This is a genomic window from Myxococcus qinghaiensis (genome assembly GCF_024198215.1).
In the GTDB taxonomy this organism is placed as follows: Bacteria; Myxococcota; Myxococcia; order Myxococcales; family Myxococcaceae; genus Myxococcus; species Myxococcus qinghaiensis.
In genome coordinates, this window is sequence record NZ_JAKCFA010000027.1 from 35340 (window position 1) to 47144 (window position 11805).

10 protein-coding genes are annotated in these 11805 nt (G+C 67.6%); 2 read left to right on the plus strand and 8 right to left on the minus strand.

The window, feature by feature from the left end; genetic code table 11:
• Positions 1-8: 8 nt before the first annotated feature.
• The 4 genes from LZ199_RS37805 to LZ199_RS37820 all read right to left on the minus strand — a co-directional run bounded on the left by LZ199_RS37805 (position 9) and on the right by LZ199_RS37820 (position 4720).
• Positions 9-914: a Vgb family protein gene (locus LZ199_RS37805; RefSeq protein ID WP_253998653.1), complete on the minus strand. Its 906-nt coding sequence runs from the start codon at positions 912-914 to the stop codon at positions 9-11.
• A gap of 162 nt (positions 915-1076) precedes the next feature.
• Positions 1077-3029, minus strand: coding sequence for a hypothetical protein (locus tag LZ199_RS37810; RefSeq protein ID WP_253998654.1), 1953 nt, complete (start codon positions 3027-3029; stop codon positions 1077-1079).
• 197 nt (positions 3030-3226) lie between these two features.
• Complete coding sequence (locus LZ199_RS37815) at positions 3227-3781, minus strand: CGNR zinc finger domain-containing protein (RefSeq protein ID WP_253998655.1); 555 nt, start codon at positions 3779-3781, stop codon at positions 3227-3229.
• A gap of 9 nt (positions 3782-3790) precedes the next feature.
• Positions 3791-4720 carry an arginase family protein gene (locus LZ199_RS37820; protein WP_253998656.1) on the minus strand — a complete coding sequence of 310 codons (930 nt, stop codon included), beginning with the start codon at positions 4718-4720 and terminating at the stop codon, positions 3791-3793.
• Between the two features lie 258 nt (positions 4721-4978).
• Here LZ199_RS37820 and LZ199_RS46530 point away from each other — a divergent pair, with 258 nt between their 5' ends.
• Positions 4979-6028 carry a hypothetical protein gene (locus tag LZ199_RS46530; RefSeq protein WP_267145174.1) on the plus strand — a complete coding sequence of 350 codons (1050 nt, stop codon included), beginning with the start codon at positions 4979-4981 and terminating at the stop codon, positions 6026-6028.
• Between the two features lie 113 nt (positions 6029-6141).
• Here the strand turns inward: LZ199_RS46530 and LZ199_RS37830 are convergent, their stop codons facing one another.
• A complete protein-coding gene (locus LZ199_RS37830; protein ID WP_253998657.1) occupies positions 6142-6747 on the minus strand; it encodes a hypothetical protein in 606 nt (201 codons plus the stop codon).
• 443 nt (positions 6748-7190) lie between these two features.
• Positions 7191-7973, minus strand: coding sequence for a zinc metalloprotease (locus tag LZ199_RS37835; protein ID WP_253998658.1), 783 nt, complete (start codon positions 7971-7973; stop codon positions 7191-7193).
• A gap of 321 nt (positions 7974-8294) precedes the next feature.
• Between LZ199_RS37835 and LZ199_RS37840 the strand changes: the two genes are divergently transcribed.
• Positions 8295-9608, plus strand: a complete 1314-nt coding sequence (locus LZ199_RS37840) for a hypothetical protein (RefSeq protein ID WP_253998659.1) — start codon at positions 8295-8297, stop codon at positions 9606-9608.
• An 81-nt stretch (positions 9609-9689) separates the two neighbouring features.
• Here the strand turns inward: LZ199_RS37840 and LZ199_RS37845 are convergent, their stop codons facing one another.
• Together LZ199_RS37845 and LZ199_RS37850 are read right to left on the minus strand one after the other, a co-directional pair.
• On the minus strand, positions 9690-10001 hold the full coding sequence (locus tag LZ199_RS37845) for a DUF4215 domain-containing protein (protein WP_253998660.1): 312 nt from the start codon (positions 9999-10001) through the stop codon (positions 9690-9692).
• A 226-nt stretch (positions 10002-10227) separates the two neighbouring features.
• Positions 10228-10935: a hypothetical protein gene (locus tag LZ199_RS37850; RefSeq protein ID WP_253998661.1), complete on the minus strand. Its 708-nt coding sequence runs from the start codon at positions 10933-10935 to the stop codon at positions 10228-10230.
• Positions 10936-11805: the final 870 nt, after the last annotated feature.

An 11805-nucleotide genomic window follows, 5' to 3' on the forward strand; every position in this document is an offset into this window, starting at 1 on the left:
GGCTGCCCTCAAGGGAGCGAGAAGCGCCCGATGCGTCCTGCCTCCTCCGCGAACCACAGGGCTCCATCCGGCCCGACGGTGATGCCGTGGGGCTCCGCCTTCTCCGTGGGAATGGCGTACTCCGTGACGACTCCGGACGTCGTCATCCGTCCGAGGTGATTGCTGCCCCACTGCGTGAACCACAGGGCCCCGTCGGCCCCCGTGACGATGGCGTGGGGACGCGCTCCCGCGCGGAGCAAGGAGTACTCGGTGATGCGCCCCTCCGGCGTGATTCGGCCAATCCGGTCCGCGAGAATCTCGACGAACCAGAGCGCGCCATCCGGCCCGCACGTGATTCCCACGGGCCCCGCCTTGGCCGTGGGCAAGTCGTAGCCGGAGACCTGTCCATCCACGGTGATGCGCCCGATGCGGTTGCCCTGATTCTCCGTGAACCAGAGCGCGCCATCCGGCCCCGGGGTGATGAACGAGGGATAGCAACCGGCCTGGAGCGCGAACTCGGTGACGTCACCTTCCAGGTTGATGCGCCCAATCCGATGCACGGTCATCTCCGTGAACCAGAGCGCACCATCGGGTCCGGCGCAGATGCCGAATGGACCGGCTTGCGGCGTCGGCAACGTGAACTCCGTCACCGCTCCGCTCACCGTCACGCGGCCCACGCGGTTCGCCTTCTGCTCGGTGAACCAGAGCGCGCCATCGGGCCCGGCGGTGATGATGGACGGCCCGGCTTCGGGGGGCGGGAGCGGGAAGCTCGTCACCCGGCCCTGGACATCGACACGTCCGATACGGCCCGCGTGAACCTCGGTGAACCACAGCGCCCCGTCCGCTCCCCCGACGATTCCGTAGGGGCCCGTGGCTGCGGACGCGAGGGGGTACTCGACGAACTGGCCATGCTCGGAGCCAGGGGCCTGCGGCATCGGATGTCTCCAGGGCGAACGTGAAGTGACCGCCGAACCCTCTCTTGCGATGTCACCGACGTCCAGCGCGGAGCGGCACCTGTCGCGCGCGTGTTCCCCTCAAGACATGACAAAGCCCGGGCCTCCTCGCGGGGACCCGGGCCTTGGGCGAAGCGGTCCGGCTCAGCCGACGACCAGCTCGCCGGGCAGCGGCTGCTTGCCGCCGTCCATGAACAAGCCGAAGTAGCTCTCCGCCAGCTTGTACTCGTTGTACGCCGGCGAGCACGCCATGGTGCGCACCGCCCACAACGGGTCCGTCGGCTTGCCGTCGTAGTCGGTGAGAATCATGTTGATGCCCATGTGCCCGCCGTTCTCCGCCTGGATGCCGGAGCGGCGCTGCAGCTCCTTGACGTCGTCCGCGGTCATGTTGAGCGTGATGGGCCGGTCGTGCTCACGGGCGGCCTTCGCCGCCGCCTCGTCACCCGTGTACGAGTACACCAGCAGCTCGCGCGCGTTGTCGTCCGTGGTGTCGAACTTCATCGCGAACTTCTCGGAGCCGGGGATGAGCTTGCCGTCGGTGCCGTACTTCTGCTCGATGGTGATGTCCGGGTGGTCGCCACCGTAGGTGATGTCGGACGTCATCGACTTCGTCCCATCCGGGTGGTGCGTAATCAGGTACTCGCCCGTGTTCGTCGTGCCGTCCGACTCGATGCTGAAGGGACCCACGTCGATGCCGACCTTGCCGCCCGTCGACTCGTAGTTGATCTTGTCGAAGCGCAGCGTGTTGGCCACGCCCGGGCCCTCCTTCTCCGGCATCCGGCCGTCCTTCGCGAAGGCGTCGTAGGCCTTCTTCCCGTCCGGGTTGGACAGGTCGAACTCGGCGGTGCGCAGCTTGTACTCCTTCAGCGTGTCCGAGCGGCCCATGCTCACGGACACCGGGCCCACGCCCAGGCTCACCTTGCCGTTGTTCTCGATGAACTCCGTGGGGCCCGCCGTCATCGACAGCTTGTCGCCGTTGCGGCTCACCTCGATGGACATGCCCTTGCCGGACTTCACGTCGCCGGAGATGCCCAGCTCGGCCGCGTGGTAGGACAGGCCCACGTCCAGGCCGTAGCCCGCGAACTGGCTCTGCTCCATCTTCACGGAGGCGCCGTCCGGAATCGTCTCGGCGTTGAGCGGATGCGGAGGCGCGATTTCGCCCGCCTTCAGCTTCTCGTAGTCCGCCTCCTTCATCTTCACTTCGTACGTCAGCGTCTTGCCGGCCTCGACGCTCCCCTCCACGGAGGCGCCCACGCCGACCTTGGCCTTGCTGAACTCCACCGACCCGGACGCGGACACCGACGTCTCGGCGGTGATGGAGACGGTGACGTACCCGTCCTCCTTCTTCACGTCCTTCTCGAGCGTGTCACTGAACTCGACGGACACGGGGCCGGCCTGGCCCGGAATCTTGATTTCGTGCGGCTCGGTGGTGGCGGGGTTGGGCGCCGGGCCGATGTCCGCCGGGGAGTCGGCGACCATCATCTTCTGCAGCTCGGGGGACACGTTCGCGTCCGCCAGCGCCTGGGCGCGCTCGGGCGAGCCGGCCTCGGTGGAGAAGATCTTCGCGGCGGACGTGCCGGAGAGGGTGCCCGCCTCGCTGTAGTGCGGCTGGTCCTTCAGGTACGCCGGCATGTCCTCGTAGCTCTTGCCGTTGCTCGGGTCCAACACGCGCTCGCCCTGGCGAACGACGACGTGGCCCGACTGGCCCTCGGCGCCCGGGCGCGAGTCCTTGAGGAACACCAGGTCCGAGCGGCTCTGCAGCTCCGGCGAGGACTTGCTGACGAAGTCCGCCGCCTTGTCCAGGCAGTTGACCTTGCTGTCCTTGTTGTTCTCATTGAACAGCGTCGACGAGGGGCCGCCCTGGCCGTCCAGCTTCAGCTTGTTCTTGGCGCCCGCGGGCTCGAAGGACGACTGGTTCTTCAGTCCCTCCGCCACCTTGCGAGCCGCCGCCGCGGCCTGCTTCGCCGCTGCCTCCGCCGCCTTGCGCGCTGCCTCCGCCGCCTGACGCGCCGCCGCTTCCGCTGCCCTGCGAGCCGCTTCCGCCGCCTGACGTGCCGCCGCGGCGGCTCCACCGTCACCAATGCGCTCGGCACCCATGGTGTGTCTCCTCGAAGTCGTACGGATTTCCCAATTCTCGGGAGCTGGGGCCGGCGGTTGCGTCCCGGCTGGAAATTCGAGGGGTTTCCCCTGGGAGCCCTGTCACGGAGTGAGAAAGCAGGGCCGTGCCCGTACCCGGGGCGTGGGGAGTCACTGGCCGTGCGGCTGGCGTGCTCACGCCACGTCGGGGCGGTGGATCAGCGCTTGGAGGGGCTGGCGCGGAAGCGCTGGAGCTTGGTGCGGTTGCCGCAGACGGCCATGGAGCACCAGCGCCCGGAGCGATTCTTGGAGGTGTCGAAGAAGGCCTCCTGGCAGGCGCCAGCCGCGCAGACCTTCATCCGGGGCCAGTGACCGTCCTGCTGGGTGGAGACGATGGCGGCGAAGAGTCCGCCCAACGCCTTCCAGCCTCCGGTGCCGGCGGCACGCAGCCGCACGCCGTCGGGGCCGAAGCCCAGGGTGAGGGGACTGGCGGCGGCCACGCGGTCCAGGGTGCGCAGCTCGGAAGGGGGCAGGGGCTCTCCGGTGTGGGAGAGCAGCACGGCGCGCAGGGCCTCGCGGGCCTCGATGGCGGCCTTGAAGGACTCGGGGGAGAAGGTCTCTGCCGGGGACAGGAGGCCGCGCGCACGGCACCAGGTGGCGAGTGCGTCCGAGGACGGCACCGCGTCGACGAGCTTCTCCACGTCCAGCGTGTTGACGAAGTCGAGCAGCAGCACGACATCTGTCGGAAGCCCGGGGCTTTGCGCATCGGCCATGGCCGGGGCCTATCGCGTCCTGGGCGTAGGCACCAGGGCCCCCAGCCCGGTGGCAAGGCTGTCCACCAGCGCGCGGGCCGCGTGGCGCTCCGGGTCCAGACTGGGGTCGTAGATGGTGACGTCCATTCCCACCGCGAGTCCGGAGGCGACCAGGTGGGCCACCAGCTCGCCCAGCTCCTCCACGCTCAGGCCGTCGGGTTGGCGGGAGTCGACGGCGGGCATGACGTCGTCGTCCATGACGTCGGCATCCAGGTGCATCCAGAAGCCGCTGACACCGGAGGCGCGAAATCGCGCGACGACCCGCGCCACGCTGGCGGCGATGCCCTCCTGGCGCAGGGTGTCCAGGTCCAGCCAGCCCATGGCGGTGTCGCGCACGTGCTCGGCGGAGACCTGCGCGCCCCAGTGCTCCAAATCCCTGACGCCGAGCACGGCCACGTCCGCATCCCGCACCAGGGGTCCACGTCCCTCCAGATTGGACAGCACCGAGGGGCCGCGTCCGGAGGAGAACCAGAGGTCCATGCCGGCCACGCCGCCGAGCTCGGAGGCCTCGGGGGGCCAGAAGTCGGTGTGCCCGTCCATGAAGGCGAGGCCGTGCTGGGCGCCCGTGCGCTTCAGTCCGAGGAGGCAGCCGAGCAGGATGCTGCAGTCGCCCCCGAGCACCAGCGGGAAGCGCTTGTCTCGCGCGACACCCTCCACCACGTCGGCGAGCCGTGAGCTGAACTCCGCGATTCCGCGCGGGTTGAGGACCCGGGTCTCCTTGTCGCGCTGGGGGACGTAGGGACCGGGCTTCACGGTGTGCTCGACCTGGGCCTGGAGTCGGCGTCCCAGGCCGGCTTCCAGCAGGGCCTCCGGCAGCAGGTCCACCCGGGGAGTCCGGCTGTCAGGGCGACTCAGTCCCAGACCGGAGGGCGCGGCGATGAGGGCGATGGGCGATGGCATGAGCACTCCTCGAACCAGTGGGTAACCACTGTTATTGAGTGGGTGGTTTCTGTGAAGGTAGGCCCGGTGTCGAGCGGTTGCAACCGCTAAAGATGAATGGATGGTTACGTGGGGCCGATGGGAGGGATGGGGCCGGAAGGGTGTTTCTCTGGAAATCGTGGGATTCCATGGGACGGCCCCGGCCAGTGACAGCCGAACGCGTCACATCCATGACGCGGAGGGTCGCATCGCCGTGTGGAACCCGTAACAATCCCCGGCATGCACCTGCGACATTCGATCCTCTTCTTGTTGGTGGTCTCCCTCGCGATTGTTCCCGCACTTTCTGGCTGTGGCTCCGATGACGGCACTCCGACGCCGGACGGGGGCCTTGATGCGGGTATCCGGCCGGACGCGGGTATGGAGCCCGCCGACGCTGGCACGGGGTCCGACGCTGGTACCGAGTCCGATGCGGGCACCGAGTTCGACGCGGGCGCCGAGTTCGACGCGGGTACTGAGTTCGACGCGGGAACTGAGTTCGACGCAGGCACTGAGTTCGACGCGGGCACTGAGTTCGACGCGGGCACCGAGTTTGACGCGGGCACCGTGTTCGACGCAGGCGCCGAGTTCGACGCCGGCACCGTGTTCGATGCAGGCACCGAGGTCGACGCAGGCACTGAGTTCGATGCAGGCACCGAGTTCGATGCAGGCACCGAGGTCGACGCAGGCACCGAGGTCGACGCTGGGACGGTGTCTGATGCAGGTACAGAGACTGATGCTGGAAGCGAACAGGATGCTGGCACCGCGCACGATGCGGGGACGCCGCCCGATCCCTTCACCATCTGCGAAGGCGCCTGCCGGCAGACCGAGGCCACGGTGCAGATGAATGGCAACGAGCGTGTCCTGACCAGTGCCTACTTTGGCTATGAGGAGCCCTCGGACCCCAGCGACCCGTGGACGCTGTGGATCGAGCTCAACAATGGCACCCCGGGGGTTTGCCCCTCTCCGGATTCGGAGGTTCCGCCCCAGCTCATCAACGTCTATTCGGTGACGGTGCCGGTGGATGGGACGCCGCAGACCGGCACGGTCGCGGGTGAGCCGAGGGCGACGCTGGTCGACTTCGAGGGCGTGCTCAGCATGGCGTTCTTCGTCCACAGTACGAATCTCACCTTCACGCCCGTGGCGGCCTCGCTCTGCCCCACCTGCGCCAAGGAAGGCACCCCTCCCGCGTCACACTTCGTGGCCTTCGATGTGAACGCCTCCTACGAGGAAGGCACTTTCGTCGGGCACGGGTTCGCCACCTACTGCCCGTCGCTCGACGTCTATCAATAGAGCCCGTCACCCCGGGCCCGGCTCGCCTCACGGTGAGCCGGGCCCGGGGAGATGACCTTGTCATCGGGGCCGCGCCGAGGCCCTCAAAAACCACGCAAAGTCATCGCATCCACTCAGCGACTGCCAGCCATCACGCGCCGGAGAAGCGCGGCGGTCCCCGTCTCCGAGGAGCCAGCCTGGGCGCGTGGCGCCGAAGCGGCGGGGGCTTCCAGTCGCGAGCCCGAGAGCTCCGAGTAGACATCGATGACCACCGGCCCGGCACCGCACTCTCCCGTGAGGATTGAGTGAATCCCGAGGTCGAGGACGGCATTCGCATCCAGGGAGCCCCATCCGAAGGTGTAGCTCATCGTGAGCGAGCAGCCCGGAGCCGGGCTGGCCGTGCAGGAGCCTGGCAGGGTGAGGAAGGAGCGCGGGCCCACCATCACCGCCGGGGTGGTGCATGGGCCGAAGGAGAGGAAGGAGATTCCCAGTTGGGGTGAGGGTCCCTCGGGAGTGACGATGAAGATGTCTTCCGTCTCCATCGGCTCCGTCTGACCATTCTCGGTGAAGTACATCGTCCCCGTGACGGAGTATTCGCCTGTGACCCGGTCCCGGTTGTCCGTCTTCTGCTCACTCAGGCCGCTCTTCTCCGAGACCTCGGCGCCCGGTGCGACTTCCTCGACACCACACGCGCTGAGCAGAATGGAACCAATCACAACCCAGCCAGATGAACGCATCATTGTTGTTTCCTCCTGGTGATTCAGGGCGCGGGTCGCGCCATGAGCAGGGCCGCCGCGAAGAACGCGAGGCCTTTCTTCTTGAAACCCCTGTGCGGCGGAAATTGCGCAACCCTGTTTCCATGTGGTGAGGGAATGACGGGCTCCGCTGGGCGCGGATGCAGGGGTCCCCCCGCCACGGAGCCAAAGGTAAGCGCGCCGTTCCTGCCTGTCCCAGGCCTGGGGACGAAGCGAAGAGTTCCAGGGATGAATTGAATTTCACCAGGGACGAATTCGAAGACTCGCAATCCCTGTCTGACCGATGTCGTGGCGGCGGCGCTTCCCGCGCTGCCAGGACCCTCCGGGACGTCCAGGGCCGCACCCACGGACGCCCTGCGCAGCTGAAGAACGGCCTGCGTCAGGGACCGTCCGTGGGCGGGTGAAGCCGTGTGGGAGTTGACCGGGGACTACTGCGCCAGCGTGGAGCGGAAGGAGGCGAGGGTGCACCGCATCCGCTGTACCTGCTCCGCGCTGAAGCCTGTCATGCAGGCATCGTCCGTCAGCTCCATGTAGTTCTGGATGGGGACCGGCACACCACCGCAGCTCGTGCTCGCCGTGCAGCCCTTGTGTGACGTCGCATTGGGCGGGGTGTCACAGATGCGGTCGCCCGTGGTGTAGCAGGCCGGCGCGGTGGCGGTGCCACAGCCCGAGTAGTACGTGTGGAACAGGCCCAGGTAGTGGCCCACCTCGTGGGTGACGGTCCTCCCCTTGTGGTACGGCACCACCGGGCCGACACGTCCGAAGGCCTGCCAGTTGATGACCACCCTGTCCTGAGGCTGTCCCACCGCGCCCGCCGGGTCCGCGGGGAGGAAGGGCACATATCCACGCGAGCCGGCGGCGCTGTTCGTGTAGAGATTCAGGTAGCGCGTCGTATCCCAGGCGATGGTGAGCCAGTAGCTGCCCTGGTCCTGATACCAGGTCGTGTTGCAATAGCGCCGGATGCCCGTCGTCGGATTGCCCGACGGGTCCACGGTGGCGAGGAAGAACTCAATCTTGCTGTCCACTCCCGCCCCGCCCGGGCTGCCCGCCACGGCGCGAAAGTCTTCATTGAGGACCGTGAGCTGACTGTGGACCAGGGCATCCGTGACGTTGCCATTCACGCACGCCGCATCCGAGATGACATGCACCACCACGGGGATGCGCCGCAACGTCGTGGGCTGCCACAGCGGACCCGGAACGGTCTGGTCCATGGAGCAATCCGAAGGGCTGAAGCTCGCCCTCTGGAAAGAAGGAGCGGGCTCGGGAGCGACACAGCGGTCGGAGTGGAGGGAGAAGGCATCTCCAGACAGGAGCGCCAGGACGGAGACAACGATGGAGTGGGCTGGGAGCATGGGAGCCTCACGCTATCGAGCCGCTGTGACACCTCCCAACCACCGGCCTGACGACGACAAGCTCGCTGGAAGATTCCTGGGACCCATGACAAGCGGGGTCGTCAGGATGTCTCGCATCATGTCCCTGCGAGCGCCGCCTCCAGGATGGGGGCATGGAGGGTGGAGTGGTAGGAAGAAGGGATGGCTCGTTCACGTCCCACATCGCCACGCTGTCCTCGGTGCAATGCTCCGTTCACCCTGCTGCCGGAGCAGGTGCTTTACACCTGCAACTACTGCAACGCATCCATCGACACGAGGGGAGAGCAGGCGCCTCGTCCTCTCTACCAGGCCCCGTCGACGACCCCGCCCGCCAAGGGCCCGCTCATCCTGGGCGCCGGGCTCGCCGTCATGGTGCTGGGGGTCAGCGCGGTCTTGCTGGTCAAGGGAGGCTCGAGCGAGCCCTATCCGGCCCCGCCCTCGGTCGCGGAGCCCATCGCCGAGCGCCCCCCTGTCCCTGTTGTCCCCACGCCGGCGCCTACGCCCAGGTTCGCATGGGACCTCGACAACGCCCCCGCGGTGATGGACCTCAACGGGGACGGCACGGACGACATCGTCGGCACCATTCGCCGCGAGGGCACCGGGGCTCCCGGCGCGGGGCGCGAGCGTTACTTCGCGGCCGCGTTCGATGGAAAGACGTTCGAGCAGCTCTGGGAGACGCCCATTGAAGGCGCGCCCACGGACCTCGTCTCCCGGGCGCGGTACGCGCATCAAGGCAATCGACTGGTGATGCGGGAGGCCACGGCGGTGAGCCTCCTGGACCTGGCGACCGGCAAGCCCCTGGGGCGCGTGGCGCTGTCGGACAAGCCTGGCCGGCTCTGCATTCCCCAGGGTGACTCCTCCACCGTGTGGGTGTCGGTCGTGGATGGTCAGGACCTCCTGCTCGACACGAAGACGGCGACCGCGCGGCCCGCCTCCCGGACTCCTCCCAACTGCCAGGTCCCCGCGACGACCGTGCGCAGCTGCTCGCCCGCCATGCTCAGGAAGTCCTCGCTGTCATGCACCCGCGCCCTTCAGGTTCCGCCCATCCCGGGCTTCAGGGGCGACTTCCTCTACAAGGCGCATGGCCTGGAGCTGGTGGTGGGCTCCAGGAACCCTGGGACGCGGGTGCCCATGGTCGCGGTGTTCGAGCCGGGGGCGAAGAAGCCCCTGTGGCATGGCGCGGTCGCCGACATGGACCCGGCGAACGTCTTCGAGACCACGCCAGACGTCATCGAGATGTCCGAGGATGCCATCTACGTCGGCTACCGGTTGAAGGCTGGCGGCATGCAGCTCGTCCGCCGGGATGCGAGGACGGGCGTCGCCACCTGGGATGTCCCCATTCCCCGCTCCAAGGATGGTTCGCTCCCCTCCAGCCTCTGGAAGCATGGCGACCGGCTCTATGTGCCCCACTGGATGTGGCTGGAGGTCTTCGACGCGAAGACAGGCAACCTGCTGGGCACCCTCGGCACCTGGTAGCGGGAGGCCTCACCCCGCGCCAGCCGCCGTCGTGCGCCACCGCTCCGAGGACGAGGTGCCTCGGAGCGGCGGCGTCAGGCTTCAGGGAAGCTCGAGCTGGCAGTACGCGCTGCAGCCGTCCTGGCCGCGCAGGTTGCCGTCGTCGCACTCCTCGGAGGGGTGCTTGACGCTGTCACCACACAAGGCGGGGCCAGCGTCGGGAGGGGGCGTCCCGGCGTCGGTGGCGGGGCCGGCATCGGGCTCTCCACAGCCGGGCTCCAGCTCCATGGCGGGAGACCGCCAGGGGTCCTTCACCGTGGAGGAGAGAGGGGCGTCATCTTCATGGCCACACGCGACCAGCGTGAGGACGAGGGAGGCGAACAGCACGCTCGCCAGTCGAAGGGGAGTCTGCATTGTCGTTGAGAGTCCAGGGTCTGTGAGACGTGAACCGGGAGGCAGTGTGCTTCCTGCGTCTGACATGCGCTGGGCTCTCGCTTCAGTCGGATTTCTTTAGTGTCTGGATTGTATATGCTGGAGGGTTGTGTGTCCCTGTCGGCCTGTCAGGCTCGCAGGGGAGGCCGGCTCGGAAGGCGCCCGCCCCCGCGCAGGAAGGCAGGGGAGGGCGCCGTGAGGCGACGGGTCAGGGCAGGTAGTAGTTGACGCTGAATCCGCCGATGTAGGTGAACTCGTTGGGGTCACGCGTGGCGAACCCAATCACATACCGCTCTCCGGCCAGGATGGTGTGGGGCGGCTGGGTGGCGGGGTAGATGGGGAAGTTGACGTAGCCGCTGTTGAATGCAATCCCCGAGGACTGCCACGTGCCGCCGAAGGTGCTGATGTAGACGGGCGCGAAGCCCGCGTCCGGCGTCCTCCAGATGGCCGCCTCGAAGTAGCCCAGGGACGAGTAGTCCATGCCATAGGCGATGACCTCCTGGAGCTGGGCGCCCGCGGGCAGGTTCAGGGCGCAGGCGTACGTGCGGCGCGTGGTGCCGCCGCGCACCATGCAGGGGACGTCCTGGTCGCCGTCCGTGCGGACCGTGGCGCCGCTGATGCAGATGTCCGGATTGCCCGCCGGGATGTTGTCCTGGGGCGTGCAGGTGATGGACGGAATGGAGATGGAGTGGTTGCCGGCCAGGAGCGTCGATGCGCCGGTCCGGGCGACCTTCTCCACCCGCGCCTCGGAAGTCGTCGGCTCGGAGCGAGGCAGGGCCTTCTCGGAGACGACCACGCCGGCCTTGGGAGGCATCGAGGTCACCAGCCGGGCCTGCTCCTCCGCGGCGGCGGGGGGCAGCGTGGCGAGCGTGGTGAGCGCGGTCAGTGCGCGAAGGGTCGAAAGATGACGAAGCATGGTGAGGTTCCTTGGATGTGGAGCGCTGTCTCAGGTGCGCCCAGCGCGTCCATACCTCACCTGCTTCGAACTCAAGTCTGTCTCGTTTTATTGGGAATCCATGGGTCTCGCCATACCTCGCGAACGAGACCCTCTCGGCTTCAGGCATGCTTGGGAGACGCTCACTTGCACTCGCAGACGAAGGTGCTCGAACTGCTGTTGGGGTCGGAAAGGAGGTGGATGGCGCAGGGTGCCTCACACCTCTGAGTGAGGCTGTACCTCAGCAGCAGCGAGCGCTCGCAATCGCTTGTGGGCACACCGTCATAGCGATGCTCCGGGCAACTCCCCATGTTTGTGTATCGCTCCTTCATCCGGACCTCGGTCGGGTCGGCGGCACGGAGGAGTTCCGCGGAGCGCATGTATTGGATGTCCGGACAGTCCGGGAGGATGCTGCCCTGCCATTCGTTGGGCACGTCCTTCCGGTGGCGTCGGAGAAGGAGACGGTGAGGAAGTCTTGCATGTCAAGGACTCGCAGCGGGCCCATGTCCCCGACGGCTCGTCGGGGAGTACAGGTGTCTGACTCTCTCTCCATCTCGAGTCGATAGATGCCGACGCCGCCCGGGGGAGGGGCTCGCGAGAGGGGCGCGGCAAGACACCCGGGGGGAGGAGATTGCGCAATCAGCGGGCGGGTGCTTGCGCCGTGAGAGGCACCTGGCGCCTCGGATGGGGGACCGGGGTTGTCCGAGGGCAGTTCGGATGTCTCTATTTTCCGGGAGGTTCTCGTGCGGACAAGGCTCGTGTCGTGGGGTTCGGCGTGTGTCGGATTGCTGGTGGCGTGCCAGGGCGGCGGAGTGGATGCGGCGGCGGAGCTCGGGGCAGGTGTCATCGCCT